This is a genomic window from Promicromonospora kroppenstedtii DSM 19349 (assembly GCF_000515355.1).
Classification (GTDB): domain Bacteria; phylum Actinomycetota; class Actinomycetes; order Actinomycetales; family Cellulomonadaceae; genus Promicromonospora; species Promicromonospora kroppenstedtii.
Genome location: NZ_KI911740.1, coordinates 129,477 through 150,609 on the forward strand (window position 1 = coordinate 129,477; position 21,133 = coordinate 150,609).

Annotated in this window: 18 protein-coding genes and 1 pseudogene; 13 read left to right on the forward strand and 6 right to left on the reverse strand. The window is 68.4% G+C overall.

What is annotated here, in order from left to right; genetic code table 11:
• Nucleotides 1-17: 17 nt before the first annotated feature.
• From PROKR_RS23040 to PROKR_RS23070, 6 genes are all read left to right on the forward strand, one after another.
• A complete protein-coding gene (locus PROKR_RS23040) occupies nt 18-656 on the forward strand; it encodes a hypothetical protein (RefSeq protein WP_036968223.1) in 639 nt (212 codons plus the stop codon).
• Nucleotides 653-3,919 (forward strand): ATP-binding protein, encoded by a 3,267-nt coding sequence (locus PROKR_RS23045; protein WP_036968015.1) that lies wholly within the window; start codon nt 653-655, stop codon nt 3,917-3,919. The genes PROKR_RS23040 and PROKR_RS23045 overlap by 4 nt, the downstream gene beginning before the upstream one ends.
• Nucleotides 3,903-5,687 (forward strand): AIPR family protein, encoded by a 1,785-nt coding sequence (locus PROKR_RS23050; RefSeq protein ID WP_211240211.1) that lies wholly within the window; start codon nt 3,903-3,905, stop codon nt 5,685-5,687. The genes PROKR_RS23045 and PROKR_RS23050 overlap by 17 nt, the downstream gene beginning before the upstream one ends.
• 267 nt (nt 5,688-5,954) lie before the next feature.
• Complete coding sequence (locus PROKR_RS23055; protein ID WP_036968021.1) at nt 5,955-6,149, forward strand: hypothetical protein; 195 nt, start codon at nt 5,955-5,957, stop codon at nt 6,147-6,149.
• Nucleotides 6,150-6,262: 113 nt separating this feature from the next.
• Complete coding sequence (locus tag PROKR_RS23065; protein ID WP_169736532.1) at nt 6,263-9,145, forward strand: RNA 2'-phosphotransferase; 2,883 nt, start codon at nt 6,263-6,265, stop codon at nt 9,143-9,145.
• A gap of 519 nt (nt 9,146-9,664) precedes the next feature.
• Nucleotides 9,665-10,231 carry a YcxB family protein gene (locus PROKR_RS23070; protein ID WP_036968031.1) on the forward strand — a complete coding sequence of 189 codons (567 nt, stop codon included), beginning with the start codon at nt 9,665-9,667 and terminating at the stop codon, nt 10,229-10,231.
• A 14-nt stretch (nt 10,232-10,245) separates the two neighbouring features.
• Here the strand turns inward: PROKR_RS23070 and PROKR_RS23075 are convergent, their stop codons facing one another.
• Together PROKR_RS23075 and PROKR_RS23080 are read right to left on the reverse strand one after the other, a co-directional pair.
• Nucleotides 10,246-11,334 (reverse strand): PrsW family glutamic-type intramembrane protease, encoded by a 1,089-nt coding sequence (locus PROKR_RS23075; protein ID WP_036968034.1) that lies wholly within the window; start codon nt 11,332-11,334, stop codon nt 10,246-10,248.
• 68 nt (nt 11,335-11,402) lie between these two features.
• A complete protein-coding gene (locus tag PROKR_RS23080) occupies nt 11,403-12,377 on the reverse strand; it encodes a phosphotransferase family protein (protein ID WP_036968036.1) in 975 nt (324 codons plus the stop codon).
• 149 nt (nt 12,378-12,526) lie between these two features.
• Between PROKR_RS23080 and PROKR_RS23085 the strand changes: the two genes are divergently transcribed.
• The 3 genes from PROKR_RS23085 to PROKR_RS23095 all read left to right on the forward strand — a co-directional run bounded on the left by PROKR_RS23085 (nt 12,527) and on the right by PROKR_RS23095 (nt 14,140).
• Nucleotides 12,527-12,838: a hypothetical protein gene (locus PROKR_RS23085; RefSeq protein WP_036968039.1), complete on the forward strand. Its 312-nt coding sequence runs from the start codon at nt 12,527-12,529 to the stop codon at nt 12,836-12,838.
• A 102-nt stretch (nt 12,839-12,940) separates the two neighbouring features.
• The gene (locus PROKR_RS23090) at nt 12,941-13,564 is read left to right on the forward strand and encodes a hypothetical protein (RefSeq protein WP_036968042.1); all 624 of its coding nucleotides are present in this window, start codon (nt 12,941-12,943) and stop codon (nt 13,562-13,564) included.
• Between the two features lie 120 nt (nt 13,565-13,684).
• A complete protein-coding gene (locus tag PROKR_RS23095) occupies nt 13,685-14,140 on the forward strand; it encodes an NUDIX domain-containing protein (protein WP_036968045.1) in 456 nt (151 codons plus the stop codon).
• A gap of 9 nt (nt 14,141-14,149) precedes the next feature.
• Here the strand turns inward: PROKR_RS23095 and PROKR_RS23100 are convergent, their stop codons facing one another.
• Nucleotides 14,150-15,685, reverse strand: a complete 1,536-nt coding sequence (locus PROKR_RS23100) for a SulP family inorganic anion transporter (protein WP_051433268.1) — start codon at nt 15,683-15,685, stop codon at nt 14,150-14,152.
• 65 nt (nt 15,686-15,750) lie between these two features.
• Between PROKR_RS23100 and PROKR_RS23105 the strand changes: the two genes are divergently transcribed.
• The 4 genes from PROKR_RS23105 to PROKR_RS23120 all read left to right on the forward strand — a co-directional run bounded on the left by PROKR_RS23105 (nt 15,751) and on the right by PROKR_RS23120 (nt 18,109).
• Complete coding sequence (locus PROKR_RS23105) at nt 15,751-16,134, forward strand: MerR family transcriptional regulator (protein ID WP_084800632.1); 384 nt, start codon at nt 15,751-15,753, stop codon at nt 16,132-16,134.
• Nucleotides 16,135-16,216: 82 nt separating this feature from the next.
• A complete protein-coding gene (locus tag PROKR_RS23110) occupies nt 16,217-17,185 on the forward strand; it encodes an aminoglycoside phosphotransferase family protein (protein WP_036968048.1) in 969 nt (322 codons plus the stop codon).
• Between the two features lie 53 nt (nt 17,186-17,238).
• Complete coding sequence (locus tag PROKR_RS23115; RefSeq protein WP_036968050.1) at nt 17,239-17,667, forward strand: DUF4259 domain-containing protein; 429 nt, start codon at nt 17,239-17,241, stop codon at nt 17,665-17,667.
• A complete protein-coding gene (locus PROKR_RS23120) occupies nt 17,660-18,109 on the forward strand; it encodes a hypothetical protein (protein WP_036968054.1) in 450 nt (149 codons plus the stop codon). Before PROKR_RS23115 ends, PROKR_RS23120 begins: the two co-directional genes overlap by 8 nt.
• A 24-nt stretch (nt 18,110-18,133) precedes the next feature.
• Here PROKR_RS23120 and PROKR_RS23125 read toward each other — a convergent pair whose 3' ends face one another.
• The 3 genes and pseudogenes from PROKR_RS23125 to PROKR_RS35960 all read right to left on the reverse strand — a co-directional run.
• Nucleotides 18,134-19,567 carry a hypothetical protein gene (locus PROKR_RS23125; RefSeq protein WP_036968056.1) on the reverse strand — a complete coding sequence of 478 codons (1,434 nt, stop codon included), beginning with the start codon at nt 19,565-19,567 and terminating at the stop codon, nt 18,134-18,136.
• A gap of 52 nt (nt 19,568-19,619) precedes the next feature.
• A complete protein-coding gene (locus tag PROKR_RS23130; protein WP_051433269.1) occupies nt 19,620-20,828 on the reverse strand; it encodes an MFS transporter in 1,209 nt (402 codons plus the stop codon).
• Between the two features lie 50 nt (nt 20,829-20,878).
• Nucleotides 20,879-21,133 (reverse strand): annotated as a pseudogene (locus PROKR_RS35960) (hypothetical protein); the annotation flags it as partial.

The following is a 21,133-nucleotide window of genomic DNA, read 5'->3' on the forward strand; positions in this document are numbered from 1 at the left end:
CCAGGTACGTTTGCGACATGGCGGACACTCAGCTTAACCTGCCGGAACGTTCGGCGCTGCTCGCGCTGATGACGCTGACCCGGGAAACGTCCAACGCCGGGCTCGCCGACGAGCTGGGTATCACGATCGACAGGAGGGCTCGGGAACGCCTGGTCGAGCTCGGTTACATCAGGGCATGGCAGACGGGTCGCTACCGGGCATGGATGCACGAGCTCACCGACGAGGGTTGGCGGCGCTGCGGGGACGAGCTGGGCAGTGCCACGCCGAAGGGCGCGGCACGGGCAACGCGGCTGCAGTACGCGCTGACCCGTCGGTTTGCGGCCTTCATGGCGCGGTCCGATCTACGGGTGGCGGACGTTTTCGTCCTGGACGACGAGCCGGCTGTGCCTGCCGTTGACATCACGGATCGAATCCGTGACGCGTATGCCGCGCTGGCTGCCGCGCCCGGCTCCTGGGTCAGCCTTACGCGGCTCCGGCACGCCGTCGCCGACCTGCCGCGTGCCGACCTGGACGCAGCCCTTCTGCGTCTGGTCTTGGAACCGGAGGTGCGGCTCAATCCTGAGTTCAACCAGAAGACGCTGACCCAGGCAGACAGGGCAGCCGCGCTGCACACGGGCGGCGAGGATGTGCACCTGATCTCTATCGGACGCCCATGAAGGAGATCGAACGCGACGCACTGGCCGAACTGACCGCGATCAACTGGGCGCTCGGCAAGGACGGCGTGTGGGAGGAGCCGAAGCCACACATTGCCGGCCTCAACGGTCAGGCGTTACGCACGGTCATGGCCGGCTTCGACGCCGCTAAGGCCAGTGCCGCCGAGAGCCCTCTTGGCGTGGTAGTCACCGGACGGCCAGGGTCAGGCAAGACCCATCTCGTCGCGAGTGTGCGGTCGCGGGTCAGCGCGGCGGGCGGTTACTTCTTCGCCCTCGACCTGCGCCACGAGCGGGCCTTTTGGCAGAGGGTCGTGCATGACCTGCTCAGTGGCCTGCTCCGGCCCGGTACCAACGGAGTCGAACAGGGCCAGACCCTGCGGCTGGGGCTCTCGCGGAAACTCGACCTGCCCGAACCTTTGCACCGGCAGCTCATGGGACATGACAAGCCGACCCGGTCGGGCCTCGACGGCATCGTCGAGGCGCTGGACCAGTTTGATCGGCAGCTCGCCTTCGAATGCGGACACACTCTACGGGCCGTGGCGCTGCTGGCGAGCAGTTCGATGGCGGCCAGGGAGGTCGCCACCGCCTATCTGTCGGCGGAAGACGAGTCGGTGGTCGGCGAACGTGCCGAGTGGGGTATTCGCGCTGCCTCCAGGAAGCCGCACGAGACGGTAGGTGAACTCTTCAAGCTGATCGCACTCACCGGGCCGAGCGTGATTGCCCTGGACCAAATCGACACGCTGATCAGGCAATCGGACCGAGCGACCGACAGTGCTGCGGTCGAGGGGCCCGACGCCGCACCCAATTCGATACCCGACTCGATGGGACTGCCCAGGAGAGAGTCGTTCGAGGACGTTGGCAGCGGCCTCATGGAACTGCGCGAGGTCACTCGCCGGTCATTGGTGCTCGTTGCCTGTATGGATCCGATTTGGCAAGGAATCGCGGACTATGCGCCAGGCTCCGTCGAGCAACGCTTCCGCCGCGCCGAGCAGCTGGACACCATCCCGACGGCGGCGGTCGGGCAGGCGCTCATCGAGAGGCGGTTCGCGCTCAAGTTTCGCAAGGTCGGATTCACCCCGCCCTATCCGAGCTGGCCGGTGCGGCCGGAGGCGTTCGCCGACGCGGTCCGGTTCACCGCTCGCGGCCTCATCCGTCAGATCGACACCCACGTCCGGGCGTGCCTGGACGCGGACGAAGTCATCGAGCTGACCAGCCTCGCCGAGCCGAGCGGTGCAGAGACACCGGCGCCACGGCCGGGGGCCGTGCAGCTGCCTGTCGACAACAGTGAGTTCACCGAGATCGACCGGCAGCTGAGCGACCTGGTGAACGATGCCGGCGTGGTCGCGGATATCGCCAGGGCGCTGGACCCGCGCCAGGAGGATCGGTGCATGCCGGATCTCATGCGTTCCGCCTTGACGTGGTGGACTGCCGAACAGGGCGAGGAGCGCTCTCAGTACGAGCTGCCCCCGGCGACGATGGCCGCTGGTAATCCTGCCCTGCACGCCGAACTGCAACGGACCGTGGACGAGGGTACCGAGGACAAGATCTTCTGGTCGTTCCGAGCGATCGCGTGGCGGGACGGGAGAGCTGTCATCAACCGTATCGACCGAGTCCTGAACGCCACAGGGCTGGACCTGTCGGCGCCGAAACGCAAGGCCTATCTCTTGCGCACCGGTGATTGGTCGAGCGGCCACAAGACCCGGCAGAAGGTTCAGGAGTTCGAGGCGGCCGGCGGGGTCGTGATCGAGCTGTCGAGGGAGACGTTGGAGACCGGACTGCGCACGTTCGCGTCCTTGGAGCGACTCGCCGGTACCCAGCCACCAGCCCGGTTCAGTGCATGGTTGCGCAGCCGCCGTCCGGCCGGACGCACCGCCCTCCTGCGCGCAGTGTTCGGCGACCCACAGGACGACGCAGAACCGCCGCGTCCTGAACCCGGATCGGCACCCACGCCGCAACCGTCCGAGGCATCCTGGCCGATCGCCGACTACGACACCGCCGACCCGGTGGCGGCTGCTCCGGGCCAGGCGGCAGCGGACCCGGTGATGCTGCACGTGGGTGTCCGGATCGACACTGGCACACCTGTGACGATCACCCTGGCGTCGTTGCGGAAGCACACTGCGATCTTCGCCGGATCCGGATCGGGTAAGACGGTGCTGATCCGTCGGCTGGTCGAGGAGTGCGCGCTGCGTGGCGTGTCCGCGATCGTGCTCGATCCCAACAATGACCTGGCGCGTCTCGGTGACCCGTGGCCACAGCCGCCGGATGCCTGGGGACCCCACGACGCGGCGCGTGCCGACGACTACCTTCGCAACACCGATGTCGTGGTCTGGACTCCCCGCCGGGAATCCGGTCGGCCGCTGGCGTTCCGTCCACTGCCTGACTTCGCTGCGGTCGCCGACGACCAGGACGAGTTCCGCCAAGCCGTCGACACGGCCGTCGCCATGCTCGCACCACGTGCCCGCGCCGACGGCGCGACCGCTAAGGCCGAACGGTCTCGTGCCGTTCTCAACCAGGCGCTGCAGTACTTCGCACGCAGGAGCGGCGGCGGGCTCAGCCACTTTCTGGACCTGCTTGGTGACCTGCCCGATGGGGTGACACGACTGGCCAAAGCGCGCGAGATGGCCGCGGACATGGCGCAGACCTTGCGCGCAGCCATGATCAACGATCCGTTGTTCGGCGGGGTCGGTGAACCGGTGGACCCCAGCGTGCTGCTCACCCCGGCAGTCGGCAAACGCGCCCGGATCTCGGTGATTAGCCTGGTCGGCCTGCCTACCGAGGAGCAACGGCAGAGTTTTGTCAACCAGCTCCAGATGGCTTTGTTTGCCTGGATCAAGCGGCACCCCGCCGGAGACCGACCGCTCGGTGGACTACTGGTCATGGACGAAGCACAGACGATCGCTCCGTCCGGTTCACTGACCGCGAGCACCCACAGCACCCTCGCGCTGGCCTCGCAGGCACGCAAGTACGGACTCGGCCTGGTGTTCGCGACGCAGGCGCCACGCGGTATCCACAACCGGATCACCGGTAACGCCGCCACGCAGCTGTTCGGGTTCCTCAACAGCCCGCCGCAGATCGCCGCTGCCAAGGAGATGGCGGCCGCGAAATCCAGTGCGGTGCCGGACATTTCCCGGCTGGGCACTGGTCAGTTCTACGCCGTCGCCGAAGGACTGGCATTTCAGAAGATCAGCACCCCCATCTGCCTGAGCTACCACCCGTCGAGCCCGCTGACCGTCGAAGAGGTCATCGACCGTGCTCGACGAGACTGAAGCCCGCTCAAGAAGTGGAGAGGCGGAACCTGTCGTGGAGAAAGTAATCCAGAGCCTGCTCGAGGCATTCCAGCAGGACCAGGACCTGACCGAGCTGCCGGAGGCCGAGGCGTTCGAGGCGTTCGCTGCCTACTGTGTGCTCAGTTCCTACTACAACGACCCTTTCAATCCCGACGCGTACCGCACCGGCGGTAGCAACGACCTCGGCATCGACGCGTACGCGGTACTGATCGACGGAGAGCTGTACCGGGACCCGACGGAGGTGCGCGCTGCGATGCAGCAACGCAGGCGGCCGCAGGTGCAGGTGGTGATCATCCAGGCCAAGACCAGCAGCAAGTTCGAGACCAAGGTGATCTCGGACCTTGCGGAGAATCTCGGTCATCTGTGTGGGGCCGAGAGCATCCCGTACGAGGTGTCAGCGGACGTGGAGAACCTGCGCGGGTGCCTGGACGCCATCTACGGGAACTCTGCCCAGCTCGCCGGCCAGCTTCCGCAGCTGCACGTCCGCTATGTGACCACCGGCGACCAGGTCTCGGACATGGTCCATCGCAAGGCGCGATCGGCCGAGAGGCATCTGGATCGGCTCAACCGATTCGAGACGACTGACGTGCTCTGCGTGAACTGGCGCGATCTGCGCGAGCTGTACAAGCAAGCGACCAGCACCGTCCGGGTCACCGTACCGGTGCCGAAACAGTTCGCTGTGCCGGCGGCCCCGGGCGTTGAACAGTCGTTTGTGGGGCTGGTTGCGGCAACCGAACTGGTCCGCACCATACTGGACGACGGCTCGGGAAAGCTGCGTGAGAACCTGTTCGAGAGCAACGTACGTGCCTTCCAGGGATACAACCCTGTCAACAGCGGTATTAGAGATACCCTGCGGGACCCGGAAAAGCGGCAGAGATTCGCCGTGATGAACAACGGAATCACCATCGTGACCCGGAAGATGGACCGGGTCGGCGACGATTTCGTGCTGGACGACTTCCAGATCGTCAATGGATGCCAGACCTGTCACGTCCTGTTCCACGAGCGTGATCAGCTCACGGACCACGTCTTCGTCAGCGTCCACATCGTTCACTCGGTGGACGAGGACGTGATCCAGGGTATTGTCGCCGCGACAAACCAGCAGACCCCCGTCAGTGACGAGGACCTGGCCGCGCGCCAGGACTTCCACAAAGAGCTGGAGGACTTCTTTACCCTCGGCCGAGACAAGCCGCACCAGCTGTTCTACGAACGTCGCGCGAAACAATTCAGCGACCGCAAGGACGTGGAGAAGACCCGGGTCATCAGCCGTGCCCAGCTCAGCCGCGCGTACCTGGCGATGTTCCTGGACGAGCCGTCCGGCGTGGGCCGGTTCCAGGATCTGATCAAGGCGCGGGGCAAGGAGCTCTACGTCACCGGCCAGCCGCCGATCCTTTATTACACGGCCGCGGCGACCTGGTACCGGCTGGAGTGGCTGATCCGGAATCAGCGCCTCAATCGCGGTTACCGGCCCACCCGGTTTCACCTGATGGCGCTGATCCGGCAGAGACTGGTCGGTTCAGTCCAGCTGCCGGCGAATGGCAGGGCAGCCACGAAGGAGTGCGACAAGATTCTCAAGGTGATCTGGAACGCGGAGGCCGCGGAGAAGCTGGTCGTCCACGAGCTGCTGCCCGTGATCCAGCGGGCCATCGATGCCGAACGAGAGGCTGGGGTGCCGTTGGGAGAGGCAGTACGCAACGAGCGATTCGCCGAGCGGGCCCGCAGGGAGCTGACCAGCAGCACCGGTCGCTGAGGCCTTGACGGTAATCACGATGGTGAGTCGTCCGATGTGTGCGTCGCCCCGCGGTGGCGGATGACCTGCTGCTGCCCCGCGGGTACCGTCTCATCATCGCTGAGGTCGCACCGTCTTGTCGGCTGTGCTGGTGTGAGCTCAGCACAGTGCATCTGTACACCCTCGCGCTTCGTGGCCCGGTCCACCGACTCTCCGTCGACCCGAACTGTCGGCCAATTCACCCACGTGCTGGCGTCACGTTTTCTACGGTGAAGCCTCCCAATCCGTGTGAAGGACATACCGCGCGTTCTCGTCGAGATGGTCGAGAACCTGGAGTTCTCGGCAGCGCTGCCTGAGGTGGCTGCGACCAAGACGTTCGAAGAGGAGAGACTCGCGGGCCGAGCGAGCGCAGGCGAGTCCTCCAGCGAGCGGTCGGCGCCGAGGGATGGTGGGTCGAAACCCGGTATCGAGGGTGACGAGTGAGCATTCACTTCCCGACCCCGGGCGAGTTGGCGCGACGTCGTTCCAGGATGTTAGTGGTCCTTCCTGACGAGGCCCACAACTCTGTTCGCACTACTCTTCGCAGTCTCGCGATTGTGCCAAAGCCTGTGAGTGACGCTTCAATGCGGGTGGAGATGGACGGCGTCCGATTCGCGTCATTACTCGCCGACGCCGCGACTCCGGAGTCGCTAGTCGCCGACTGGCAACGGGGCCTTGACATGACGCTGTCTGTAACTGAGGCGGTCCTGTTCGAGGCGAAACTGTCTGTTGGTGCCCGACTCGTTGTCGATCGGCTTCCGGGCGGGATGACTTACCTGAAGACTCTCCACACGGCGCGTGAACGAGCCGCAATCGCGGTTTATGACCTCGCTCGCGAGGTCAACTGGCGTCGACCCGTACTCTTCGTTCACGCTCTGCGAGTCGCCCGTGGATACCTGCGAGACGTGGTCGGACACATCGACCTCACTCCGGAACCGCGGCGTCACCAGTTCACCGGTCGGTTGGGGGTCGCGACGGTGCTAGCGGCTCGGTTCGACCACCCTGTCTCAGGAGACATCGAGGAGGCGATCTCTGCGCTGCTCCGGTCGCTTGAACAGGGCAACGATCCCGCTACAGCGGTCCCGTACCTGCTCGAGGCCGAAGCTCTGCGTTACGACCTTGACCGGGACGCCGCTCAGCTTGCCGCTGGAATGAAGCGAGCCGTCGGGTACATGAGCGTGGCCGATTCTCGTAGCAATCCGGCCGTTCAACTTGCTTCATGTGACATCTTCCTGAGGTTGGCATCGGCGACCGCACGACGTGCAGCTCGAGTCGGTGCCTTGGCGAAAGCTGCGGTGTGTGTCGCGCTCGCTTTCTCCCACGATCCCGACGCAGATGACCTGGTTCGTGCGTCCATGCTGTCTGCGGTGATCAGTGAGGCCAACAAGGACTTGAATCTGCTGGATGGTGATGCCGTCGTGGGGCTGCGGCTGCCGTTCGGTGCACGTACCGAACGGACGGCGAGGATCGTCAAGGAGCTTGCAGTCGAACTGACGGAGTCGATCATTGGCAGGGCGCTTGCGGGCGACTTGCTCGCCAGAGGCGTTTGCGCCGATTTGCTCGCACTCGAAGCAAGCGGCGCAGACCACGACAGGCTCCGGCGCGTCGTTGAGCTCCGTGGCGGAGGGCGACACCTATCCGGACTGAAGGATGAGAGGTCCGTCTTGCTGGGTGCAAGGGACGCGCTGCTCCTGGCAGCGGTGTTGGAGCGTCCGCAGGATCGCTCACACCAGCTGGAGGTACTCATCAAGATGTCAGTTCAGGATCCGACCGCTCCGGCCCCGGTCCTTCTTATGGCACAAGACGTTGAGGCGCACGGTCCCGCACAGGTGACGGGTCTTTTGCCAGCGGACACCGCCGAGTACGCCCAGTTGCTACGGGACGGGCTTTCGACGGAACTGTTCGCTATCGCAGCTGGTCGTGTGATGCAAAGTGCTGATCTCGTCGAAAGCCCTCTTGGCGGGCGAAGTGAGGTGAAGACCGTCGGCGACTACTACGGTCTCGTCAGCCAGAACTTCACGATCAAAGAGGTTCGAGAGGAAGCGCTCCGGCGGGAAGCGGAACGGATCAACTACCTCAAGGACGCAATCCGCGATGGAGGCCTGGCCGATCAGTTTCTGGTGACTGAGCATCTGGTGGACTTCGAGGCAGGGCCAGGCCGACGGAGTAGCGTTCGCCGCTTCGTGCCGGGCACGCCAGCTGCCGCCGCGGTAGAGCTGGCACCTGAATCACAACGACCGGCGCTCCTTGAACGCGTCGCCGACTGCTTAGCATTCATGAATCGAGTAGAGCAGGCGAGTGGTGTCGGAGTCAGAAAGGAGCTTAAGTCAAAGGAGGTTGGCTGGTGGCTCCGCGCAATTGGAGTTGATGACCCGCTTCGTGCTTTTGAAGACTGGTGGTCGTTCGTGGAGCACGTGGACATCGTCCGCCGCAGAGATGCTCATCTGGACAACTGGGTTCTCACAGAAGATGGCCGGGTCCTTGCAATCGACTTAGAGGCAGTTGGTTCGCGGCCGATGGGATACGAGCTCGCTCAGGTAACCGACGATTCGCCGGTCCTTGGCCATGGCGATTGGACGAGCCGTCGCGCCGTGTTCGATCGATACGTCGCTGCTCTGGGCGTGAGTGAGGACGATGACGAACGACGAGATCGAGCATGGGACGCCTACCAGGCGAGCGTGGCCGCGCGTTGTCTCCGCCGGCTCACCTGGGACCAAGAATCTGTCAGGGGTCAGCAGCACGCTCTGGCCACGCTCGATTGGCTTGCGGTAAATACCAAGTTCGCTTCCCTCCGTTTGTGGCTCCAGTCGGTCCTGAAGGCTTGGCGTCGCAGCAGGGGACTCTCGGATCTCACCACAGCTGAGCTGGTCATTGAGGAGCACCGTCGCCGACGGATTAGTAAGTCGATGGCGTACCACCTTCGCCACGGAGAGGAAGTCGATGTTGACGACGATGGCTGGGCGTCGATCATGGAACTCTCCGAGGCAATCGGCAAGGGGGTTTCGGAACATGAGATCTCGATCGTGGCGTCGACGCTCTCCGACCCCCGCTTCGAGTTCCGAGACGGCATGGTGAGGGCTCGGTACGGCCATTCTCGTGCCGTTCCAGGAGCAACTAAATCGGAGCAAGTCTTGGCTCCGGCTACCAAGGGGTATCACGGAACGACGATCTCGGTGGCGAGAGCAGTGATCGAGGGTCGGCAAGGACTGAGGCCAATGGGCAGGCTTCTGGTGCACCTCTCGCGATCACCCCGTGAAGCGATACGTGCCGGCCTCCGGCACGGCTACCCCCTTCTCTTGTCGACAACAAGCGAGCGGTCCCCTGGCCTGATGAGCCGCGGCGGGCAGACGCTGGCGGTGCTTGATGTCGAAATCAAGGCTCTCCAGGTCGAGCCCGTGGCCACCTACTGGGACTTGCTTCCGCCGGTGAAGGGGTTGTAGCTGAATGGGCGCGCAGGTTCCTCGGTACGAAGCTCGCGGCGATTCGCGCCGAACGCTTCTCGGGCGCGGCGCTGTAGGCGCCGGCCTCTGAGCGGTGGTAAATGAGGAACCGGCCCGTTTCCGCGCGCCGGACTTAACGCAGTGAGTGGCGGGCCGGCTGGTCCTTTGCGACGTGACACATCGGGGTCCTGCCGTCCTCCGCGCCGGCGGGGAGTGCACCGTGAGCCTTGATTCCCAGTCGCTCCCCGACAGCCGACGCGCTGATCATGATGTTGTAGCCGATTAGGATTTGCTCTCGCCCACGGCTGCTCCGGAGTGGCACGCAGCAGGCACGCCCCGCCCCCGCTAGACTGGAAACCGGCAGAATTCCAACGATCCCGCGCCTCCGAACCACATGATCAACTTCTAAATTGCTGGTCGGGCCCCGCCGCAGCTTTACGGCACAGCCCTAGACCTCACCCACGTGTTCACCCCGGTCGCTGGCCAAGCGGCCAGCCCTCCATGGTTACGCTGCGCCGCGTGACACCAGACGACTACCGACCGACCACGGCCAGCACCAGCTTCGCGGCGGCGTACGACTTCACGCCCACCCAGTCGGACTATGCCGATCTCCTCCGCACCATGCCCCAGTTGCGGACTCTGAAGGGGTTTGCCTGGGGGATGCTTGCTGTGCTGGCGGTTGCCGTCTTGATGGGCTTCTTCCTCGTCCATGACGACGGCCAACCCGCCATTGACGCGACAACGCTCGTGCCCCTCACCGTGGCTGCCGCCGTGGCCACACTGTTCGCTTTCGGATACGCGCGCTTCGGCGGCCGAGCCGCCTGGCGCAAGCCGCTGAACCGCGAACCCATTCACGCAGTTCTGGACAGCAAGGGTTTCCGCCACGAGGGCCCCAGCGGCAGCCAGTCCTTCACATGGAACGTCGCCACGCGTGCCCTGGAGACGAACGAGGCGTACTACGTCTATGTGCCGAACGGACTCGCCTCACTCGTCTACTGGCTGCCCAAGCGGGCAGTGCCACTCGCTGACCAGGCATCGGTCCGAGCTCATATCCAGGCCCACGTCAAGCGGTACCGACTCCGCTGAGCTGGAGCACGGCGCTACCGACCGCGATCCGCAGGCAACCGCCGGGGCACCCACCCCCGCCCAACCACCACCACCAGCTGCGGCGGCACCGACTTCCGCGCCCACGCCCGGAACACCACATACATCACCACCACTAGCACCCACCGCAGCACCACCGCGACCGTGCTGGCGGCAGGATCGTCGCAGAACGCCGTCGCCGAGCTGTCGTTGAGCGAGTGCACCACCATCACCAGCGCGATTCCGCCCAGCGCGCCCCACATGCCGCGGCGTCCGTACAGGTGCCACAGACGCCACGCGATCGCGGCAGCGACGCCGGTCCACAGCCAGTGCAGCGGCGACACCGTGAACACCCGGAAGATCTGCTCCTGCACCACCGCGGCCGGCGTCGAATCCAGGGTGCCGGTGCCGCAGAAGTTTGGGCCCGATGCCGTCGCCGTGGCGTAGGCGTACTGCGTGGTCTCCGTGATCGCGAAGCCGAAGCCCGAGGCCAGGCCCAGCGCGATGCCGGCGCGCGGGTCACGGTAGCGGCCCGCGACGAACAGCAGCAGCGGGACCAGGAGCTTGGTCCCCTCCTCGACGACGCCGACCCACGCCGTCGCCGTCGCGATCCCCGCGCCGTCGATGATCCAGGAGTTGATGTTCGCCGCGATCAGGATCACGGCGCCGCTGGTCCCGACCACGACCGACACGATGGTGAGGGGGCCGACGACGTCGTGCAGGGCGAGCCGGCGGCTCACGAAACCGTAGAAGGCCCAGCAGACGCCGGCCATGCCGAGCAGGCTCGCCAGACCCATCACGTGGATGTTCGCCGAGGACTGGTACAGGACCGACCCGGCCAGCAGGACGACGACGGCCGCCAGCAGGTGCCAGACCCACGAGCCCCAGAAATTCCTGCGAAACCGGCGGCCGCGATCGGCGAGCGGGCCGCCGTCGGCGGTCTCGCCGGTCCAGGCCCGGCCGTCCCAGTAGCGCTGGCGAGCGACGCGGGAGGCGGGGTCCGGGAACCAGCCCGGGGCCGGGACGCCCTCCCGTGGCCGACCCGCGATGAAGGCACCCGCCGTGCCGGCCAGGAAGAGGATCGCCCCGATCACGACGAGTGTCATGAGTGGAGAGAAGCATTACCCGCCGTGCGCCGCCATCGGACCGGTTGACCCGACGACGGCCGCCCCGCTCAGCTCCAGGCCACAGCGATGCCGAGCTGGAAACGGAGCACCGCGTCCGTTCGCCCGGTCGGGCGGACCGGCGCCGCCGCCCAGCCGACCATGCCCTGGACCCAGGGCAGTACGGCGTCGCGCGTGAGCGAGGCGACGTCGTCGGGGTCGGTCTCGATCCCATGCGCGCCCAGCGTCTCGGCATAGACCTCGAGCAGGGCCGCCACGCGCGTGCTCGTGGACGGGTCGTCGACGAGGCCTCCGGCCAGCAGCTGCGCCAGGTCCGCGAGCGGCGGGCCCACGCACGACGTCGCCCAGTCCAGCAGCACCACGCCGCCGCCCGGTCGGCGCAGCACGTTGTCGAGGTGGGCGTCGGCGTGGATCCAGGCGTGCGGGACGGCAGCGAGCCGGTCGAGCGCACCGGCGACCCGGCCCGGCAGCCCGGCGAGGCGTTCGGTCGCCTCACTGTCGATGATCTCCGGGAACCGGCGTCGGGCGGTGTCGAGGAGTGCGGTCCACTCGTCCGGCGCGTACGGCCGACGCCGCCAGCGTGGCAACCGCAGGTCGACGTCGGACGGAGCGACCCACGTCGCGGCATGCAGCGTGGCGAGCAGGGACACGAGGCGTTCGGCGGTCGCGTCGTCGCAGCCGGTGAGCACGTCGAGCTGCTCCGCCGGCGCGACCAGTTCGAGCGCGAGGAGCCCGGCGTCGTCGTCGAGCACAGAACCCAGGTAGCGGGGGACCTGGCCAGCGAGCGCCGCGGCGTACCGGGTGTAGAAGAGTTGCTCGCGGCGGATCGTCTCCGCGGTGTCGAGCTTGACGACCAGCCCGGGCGAGGCGTCGTCGTCGAGGCGGACGCTCGCCGTCGTGCCGCTCAGGCCGAACTCGGCGCCGATCCGCGTGATCTCCAGACTGCCCGAATACCCCGGCTGGATCGCGCCGGCTTCCGACAGAGCTGTGCGAAGGGCAGCGGGGTCGTCGAGGAGGCGCGCCATGTCCGTCAGCCTAGGTTCAGTGCGTTCGGCGGCGCCGAATTCCAGTGCGAACCCCAACCCCACCGACCTACAGTGCCGACATGGCGAGAAGCACCCGCGGGTTCCAGCCCCGCCCACTCAGGCGGGAGTTGTCCTGAGACGAGGTACCCATGGCGTTCCGACGCTTCTACCGCCGCACCTTCCTCAACCGCCGCGGCCACCACGCGGGCGCGTACGCGCTGGCGGATTTCACCGTCGAGCCCGGATACACCCCGGACGACGACGCCAAGCGGGTCAGCGCACGTCTGTCGATCGCTGACTGCGGCCGCGTCGTCACGCTCGATTTCGACGCCGACACCCCGGCCGAGGCGCGCAACGCCCTGCACAAGGCGCGCCTGCTGCGCGACATCCTCGACCAGTCGGTCGACGCCCTCGAACGGGCGGTTGCAGACGCGGGCCTCTCGGGCGGCCGCAAGGGGTGAACAACGCGGGCCACCGCGAACCCGCGCCGTCCCGCTCTTACGATCGAACCGTCAGTAACCCGCGGCAACCCACCCGTGGGCGGCGCTCGACGAGGAGCGATCATGTCTGATGAGACCCACTCGGGAACAGACCCCCTCACGCAGCTGAGAGACATCACGGCGACCGGCCCGGACGGCGCCGTCCTCGAACGGCTCCAGGCGGCCGGGCTGGTCGACCTGGGGGACGACCTGCCGGTACGCGACGTCCTCTACGAGGCCGAACGGGACGGGACGAGCCTCGTCGCCACCTTCGGCGAGGAGGAGGGCGAGGCCGCCGCGCTCGACGCGACGCCGATCGGGCGCCTCACCCCCAGGCAGTCCCGGCGGAGCCTGCCGGACGGACGGGTGCTCGGCATGTACGTGCAGGACTGCCTCATCAGCACGGAGGCGGAACCGCCGTACCACCGGCTCCCGAGCTTCGCCTCGCACTTCCCGTACCACATCGTCTACCTGCTCAAGTTTCCGCCGAACCAGACCCACACGGTCGACGTCACCCTCCAGGTGTTCTCGGCGGGCACGGTGCGCATCACCGGCCTGAACAGCCCGGCCGCGCTCACCGTTGGGCAGAGCTCCATCCCCCTCAAGGTGCCGGTCGGGGTCCGGACGACGAACCAGGGGTTCGCGAGCATCCTCATCCAGCGCAACGGCGAGGTCGGGTTCGACTGGTTCTCGGCGGCAGTCTTCTGACGTCGGCTCACCGGCCAGTACTCCGGCCAGGCACGGTCTACCTTCGCCACCATAGCCACCGACGAACAACCCCAGGACATCGGCTCAGCGCGGCACACCCACACCGTCCCGCGGAAGCGCATGGCGGCGACCCTCGTGTTCACCGATCACACAGGCCGCGTGCTCCTGTGCGAGCCCACGTACAAGCAGGTCTGGGAGGCCCCGGGCGGCGCCGTCGAGCTCGGTGAGTCGCCCCGGGCCGCCGTCGCGCGCGAGGTCCGCGAGGAGCTCGGTCTGGACCTTGGCCCGGGCCGCCTCGTCGCCGTCGACCACGTACCAGCCGTCGACGGGCGAACCGAGGCCTTGGTCCTCGTGTACGACGGCGGCCGGCTGACCGAGCAGCAGACCGCAACCATCCGGCTCGCCGAGGACGAGCTGCGGACCTCTGCGTGGTGCACCCTCGACGAGGCGCGCGAGCGGATGCGCCCGCTCGTCGCGCGCCGGATCATCGCCGCACTGCGTGCGATCAGCGAGGGTGGCGTGGCCGAGCTGGAGAACGGCCATCCGGTCGCCGTGCTGCCCGCCGACCAGGGCTGAACCCGTGCGTCAGTGCCCGCCCCCGACAACCCCCGCCAGCCGCCCGTGCCGCGCCGCCGAGTCCTCGTTCATCCCGACGATCGTCACCGTCTTGCCCCGCGCCTCGTACTTGGCCCGCACCGCGTCCAGCGACGCGACCGTGGAGGCGTCCCAGATGTGCGCCCGGCTCAGGTCGATCACCACGTTCTTCGGGTCGCCCGCGTAGTCGAACTGGTAGACCAGGTCGTTCGACGACGCGAAGAACAGCTCGCCCTCGACCGCGTAGACCCGCTCGCCGTCGTCGTCCGAAACATCCAGCCGCGTCACCGACGTGAAGTGCGCGACCCGGTGCGCGAACAGCACCATCGCCGTCAGCACGCCCACGATCACGCCGTACGCCAGGTTGTGCGTCGCCACCGTCACGAGGACGGTCGCGAGCATGACCGTCGTCTCGGACTTCGGCATGCGGCGCAGCGTCGTGATCGAGCGCCAGTCGAACGTGCCGACCGAGACCATGATCATCACCGCGACCAGCGCCGCCATCGGCATCATGGCCACGACGTCGCCCAGCCCGACCACCAGGATCAGCAGGAACACGCCGGCCAGGAAGGTCGACAGCCGGGTGCGGGCGCCGGAGCCGCGCACGTTGATCATGGTCTGGCCGATCATCGCGCAGCCGCCCATGCCGCCGAAGAACCCGGTCACGACGTTGGCGACGCCCTGGCCCCACGCCTCGCGGGTCTTGTTCGAGTGCGTGTCGGTCACGTCGTCGACCAGCTTGGCGGTCAGCAGTGACTCCAGGATGCCGACCAGCGCCATCGCCAGCGCGTACGGCGCGATGATCCGCAGCGTCTCCAGGTTCAGGGGCACGTCCGGGAAGAGGAGGGAGGGCAGCGACTCGGGCAGCGCGCCCTCGTCGCCCACGGTCGGCACCTTGATTCCGGCGACGACGACGGCCACCGTCAGCAGCACGATCGCGACCAGCGGTGCGGGCACGGCCTTGGTCCACCTCGGGAGCAGCACGATGATCGCGATACCCACGGCGACCAGCGGGTACACCACCCACGGCACGCCCACCAGGTGCGTCACCTGGGACAGGAAGATCAGGATCGCGAGCGCGTTGACGAAGCCGACCATCACCGAACGCGGGATGAACCGCATGATCTTCGCGACGCCGAGCAGGCCCAGGACCACCTGGATCACCCCGGCGAGGATGACGGTCGCCACCAGGTAGTCGAGCCCGTGCTCGCGCACCACTGGCGCGATGACCAGGGCGACGGCGCCCGTCGCCGCCGAGATCATGGCCGGGCGCCCGCCGAGGAACGAGATGGTGACGGCCATCGTGAACGACGCGAACAGGCCGATCCGCGGGTCGACGCCCGCGATGATCGAGAACGCGATCGCCTCCGGGATCAGGGCCAGCGCCACCACCAGGCCCGCGAGCACCTCGGTGCGCAGCGTCGTCACGGAGCGGAAGGCGGCCCGGAACGAACCGGACCCGGCGGCCTCGGGGGCGCCGGATGCGGGGGAGGTCGCGGGGCCGGGGGCGGCGGGGGTCTGAGGCACGGGAGGCAACTCTACCCTGACGTGAGGGTAGAGTTCGGACGGTCGTGTTGTGGGAGGCTGGCCCCATGGCGCAGCGACCGGTGATCAACGAGGTCACGTTCCACATCGGGGCGGTCGCCGAACGGACGGCACTCTCGCTGCGCACCCTGCGCCACTACGACGAGGTCGGCCTGCTCACGCCGTCGGGCCGCACCGAGGGCGGCTTCCGCCTCTACACCGAGGCCGACGTCCAGCGCCTGCTGCTGATCCGGCGCATGAAGCCGCTGGGCTTCAGCCTGGAAGAGATGGCCGACCTGCTCGACCTCACCGACTCCCTGGCCCAGGACGACACACCGGAGGCCCGGGCTCGCCTGGCGGCCTACGTGACCTCCGCGCAGGAGCGGCGCGCGGACCTGGCCCGCAAGCTCGCCATGGCTGACGAGTTCATCGACCTGCTGCACCGGCTCTGAACCACCCTCCGCGTCGTCGACCCCGGCGTCGTCCCGAAATTCCGTTGGTTCCCTGACCCGTGCTCCGGCAGGCTGCACTGGCATGACCCGCGTACGCCCCACCTGGCCCGACCTGCCCGACCCGATCCGGACGGCGATCGAGGACCGCCTGGGCGCGAAGGTCACCTCCTGGGTCTCGCACGACGGCGGCTACTCGCCCGGCCTGGCCAGCGTGCTCACCACCGAGAACGGCCCGGTCTTCGTCAAGGCCGCTTCCCCTGACCAGACCGAGGCTCGTCGGCTGCACCGGAACGAGGCGGTCAAGGCCGCGCGGCTGCCCGCGACACTCCCGTCGCCCCGCTTCCTGTGGTCCCTCGACGTGCCGGACGACGGCGGCGTCGCCGGCGTGGACGTGCCCAGCTGGGCCGTGCTGGCCTTCGAACCCGTGCACGGGCGCGCGGTGCGCACCGACCCGTGGGATCTCGACGACGTCGACCTGCTCGCACGCCTCGCACTCGAGATCGGCGAGCATCAGGCGCCCGACGGCGACGCGTTCCCCGACTACGCCCAGGAGCCGCGGTCCGAGGCGCAGGTCCTGGCCGACGAGCGCCCGCAGGGACTGGCGATCTACGACCCCTGGCTCGCCGAGCACCTCGACCTGATCGCGCAGATCGCCGCTCCGGAACGGCAGGCTGAGGCGTTCGGGGGCGACCGGCTGGTCCACGCCGACTTCCGCGCGGACAACGTGCTGGTCCTCGGGCCCGACGACCGGCCGCGGGGCGTCGTCGTCGACTGGCCGCACGCCGTGCGGGGCGCGGCGTTCCTCGATCTCGTCGGGATGCTGCCCGCCATGCACGCGCTCGGCGGGCCCACGCCGTCGGAAGTGCTGGGCCGGACGCCGCTCCCGCGCGGCACCGAGCCCGAGGCCGTCGCGACCCGGGTCGCGGTGCTCGCCGCCTACTTCACGCACGGCTCGCTGCAGGAGCCGCCGCCCGGGATCCCGCACCTGCGCCAGTTCCAGGGCGTGCAGGCGGAAGCCAGCATCGCCTGGCTGCGGGGCCTGCTGCGGTAGGCCTGTTTCTGGCAGCCGGGGGAGTGTCAGTGGCTCCGCGTACGTTCCTCGCCATGGGTACATGGAGCACTGACGTCCTGGGCAACGACGCGGCCCTGGACACGCTGGGGGCGCTCACGGACCGCGAGCTCTCGTTCACCGACCTCGCCGACGAGCTGCGGGGCGGCTACATCGAGAGCGACGCCGGTGCGGCCGTCCTCGCGCTCGTCGAGGTGGCGCTGGCCGCGCGTGGGCTGCGCGACCTGCCGCACACCGAGGCCGTGGAGGCGGCCCGTGACCTGCTCGACGACGAGCGTGCCGCGTGGCTGCTGGACCAGACGGACCAGGTGCTCGGCGCCGGCTCGGAGGTCTACGAGCTGTGGCAGGAGGCCAGTGAACAGTCGCTGAGCGAGTGGCTCGGCAAGGTCGAGGCGTCGATCGAGGACCTGCGGCAGGCCCTCTCGGCTGCGCCCGCCGGGGCTGTGGGTGGGTCCGGTGACTGAACGCTCCGATCTCGCAGACGCGGCAGCCGATGACGACGACGGTGGCCTCGGGCCCAAGCATCCGGCCTTCGTCGCGCACTTTCGCGACCCGATCTACGACGACCAGGGCGACGACTTCGCACCGTTCGGCAACGACGAGGGGTGGGACCTGGTCGTCCTGACCGCGCGACGGGCCGACGAGCTGGACGGCAGCACGACCCTGGCGCAGATCGACCCCGAGTGGTTCGGCGACGAGGCCGCGGTCGCGGCCGGGCTCGCCGATGACGACGTCGACATGGTCGACGTCGTCATCGGCGCGGGGTTCACGCTGCTGCGCCTGACCGGTCAGATCGACGACTTCGGCCGCGCGCTGGTGCTGCGGGCGCTGGACGCGCGGGACCGGGTCTACGGGCCGCAGCCCCAGACGGAGCGGATGCGGGCTGACCTGCTGGCGTTCGGGTGAACGGCCCGACTAACGCCAGAGGGCTTATGAGCTCGGCGCCCGGAAGCCCGCGGCGAACGCGACACGGCTCGTGCGCCAGGTATCAGGCCAGACCTGGGGCAGCAGCTCGGCGAGCCGGGCTCGCTGCTGTTCGGTCGGGACCGCGAACTGGGGCACCGTCAGGTTGCGACCGAGCGCGGCGAGGGCGGGGTCGTCGTCGAGGGTGATCTCCAGGTCCGCGATCGTCTCGTCCCAGCCACTCCGACCGCGCTTGAGCCACCATGCCCGACGTCGCAGCTCGGGCGCGGCTGAGGTCGTCAGCGGCCGCAGGTCTTCCTCGGACCAGGCTGCCGGGACCTCGAGCAAGTCCTCGGAAGCGAGCCGTGCGACGCGGGCGGTGCCGGTCAGGAGGGTCTGGAGCAGCATGGGAACGTCGCTCGCCCGTGCGTCGTCGGCGAGCAGGCGCAGGCCAGCCTTCTGCAGGGGCGGTTCGTCGCTGCCGACCAGGCCGATCGCTACAGCGTGGTCGATGCTTCCCCCGGCCTCGACCAGGCCTCGGTAAGCGCGGGCTCGCACTCGGGCCGGCTCGGGTCCGAGCGCGGCCGCCTGGTACGCCGCGAGTGTGTCTCGACCCTGCTCGGTCCACCGTTGCCGTGCCCAGAGCCGGACCAGCTCGCCGGGGTCCACCAGCAGTCGTTCGAGGTCGGCCGGATCGATCTGCTCGGCGGTCAGCCGGACCAGCCCGAGCGCGCGACTCTCGGCAGATGCGTCGTGCAAGAGAGCAGCCGCTATGACATCGGGTGTCGCGGTGTCGGCGATGAAGCGAGCCAAGAGGCTCTGCACGACGCGGTCCTCCTCGAGCGACAGGGCGTCAACGGCGTCGCTGGTGCTCACCAGCCCCTGCGTCAGGCTGTGCTGGAACGCCCTCCGGCGGACTTCCCGGGTGGACGACTGCCTCAGCAGAGACCACAGCGCGGCCTCCCCGTGGTCGGCGGAAACCGCGTGCAGGTAGACGAGCAGGGCCTCGGCTGCACGGGCGCGGCTCTCAAGGAACTGCAGCACGGGCACGATACGGCTCGCCTGCGCGAGCGACGTCCGGTTGAGCAACGACCTGGTGGCCGCCTCCCGGATCAGCGGCACGTTGTCGTCGAGGCGGACGGCCACCATGCGGTCGGCCAGAGCCTCGCCCATCTGTGCCAGGAGGCGGAGGGCGGCTTCGCGCACGTGGCCGTTGTAGTGCATGCTCGCGAGTGCGACGCCGACGTGACCTGAGCCGCGGAGCGCGCGGTCGCTCCACTCCTCCGCCGACCCGAGGGCGGCCAGCCGCCAGTGTCGAGCGGCTTGATCGACACGAAGCAGGTCACGCGCGGGCATCGACAGGAGCCAGCTCTCGAGTACCGCTGTTGATGCGGCGTCGCGAGCACGCACGGCGGCGAGGCCCTCGGCCAGGCGCTCCGCGATGTCAACGTTTCTCAGCACGCCGTCATCATGTCAGCGGCCGAAAACGGGCACGAACGATTAGTCGGCCCCGTCACGGCCGCGCCGCCTCCGGTGGCAGCGCCCGTGCGACGAGCACCAGCCCCACGCAGGCGACCAGCGCCACCACCGACGTCACGGCCCAGGGCAGCGCCGGGTCCACGCTGAACGTCGCCGCGAAGACGCCCGGCGCCGCGATGTTGGCCAGCGCGAAGGAGTACTGGAACCACGAGAGGTAGGTGCTGCGCTGGCCGGGTGGTGCGGCGTCGGCGGCGTAGGCGATCGACCGCGGGCCGTGCAGCAGCTCGGCGACCGAGTAGACGAGCACCGACAGCACCAGGCCGGGCACGATCAGCCACGCCGTGGCCAGCCCCAGCATCGCGGTGCACATGCCCCAGACCGACCAGATGATCCCGGCCGTGACCATGACGGCGACGCGCGACCGGCGGCGGGTCAGGCGCACCGCCGGCGCCTGCCCGAGCGCGCTGAGGATCGTGTTGATCGCGAGCAGCGGTCCGACGAGCGCGGCCGGCGCGGACAGACCGTCGACCACGTAGATCCCGAGGCCCGAACCGAGGACAGTGCTGCAGAACGCGAACAGCGCCCCGACGCCGATCAGCCCGAGGTACGGCAGCGTCGGCAGGCGGTGCGCCCGGACCGGGGCGGCGTCGGCGGCATGGACCCGATGGCCCGAACGGTCGACCAGAAGCAGCAGCGCCGAGACCGCGAAGCAGGCCGCGTTCGTACCGATGGCCAGCAGGTACGGCAGGTCGCCCGGGAGCAGTAGCAGCGCGCCCGCCGCCAGCGCGCCCAGAGCGTAGCCCGTGTTCTGCACCATGTTGGTGAACGCGAACCAGCGGTCCTTGTCCTCGGCCGGGCCGGAGTCGGACGCGTCGGCGATGACGGAGAAGACCGACGACCAGAAGGCGCGCTGCCCGACCGCCGCCACGAGCGTGCAGACGGCGACCGCGGGCAGGTCGCGGGCCACCAGCAGCCCGGCGAGCCCCACGGCCTGGAGCACCTGCGCGGCGATCAGGATGTTCCGCCCGCCCAGCCGGGCCACCACCTGGCCAACGAGTGCCGGCACGACCAGCGCGACGGCGAAGGTCGCCGAGAGCGTCAGCCCGGCCTGGGCCAGGGGGATGTCGGCGACGCGGGTCAGGAACAGGAGCAGCAGCGGGCCGCTGATCCCGGTGCCGACGGAGTCGACCCCGAGCGCCACCGCGAGCGGGACGTGCCGGCGCAGCTCGGGCAGGTCGAACATGGTGCGATTCTCCAGTCAGGTTCAGGGTCAAGTGCGTGTTGCTGCGTGGATCAGACGACGGAGTGGGGCAGCAGCGCGCGCCGGTCCCGGCGCCGGATCGCCACCGCCGCCGTCGTCCCGACCAGCGCCGTCACCGACAGCACACCCGCGATCGGCGCGGCGTCGTGCAGGCCGATCAGGCCTGCGATCGGGGCGATGAGCCCCGCCGCGGCGAAGGTGCCGAAACCGTACAGGGAGGTCGCGGTGCCGGCCTGGGCGGACTGGTCGCGCAGGGCGCGCCCTGCGGCGCCCGCGAAGCAGCCGCC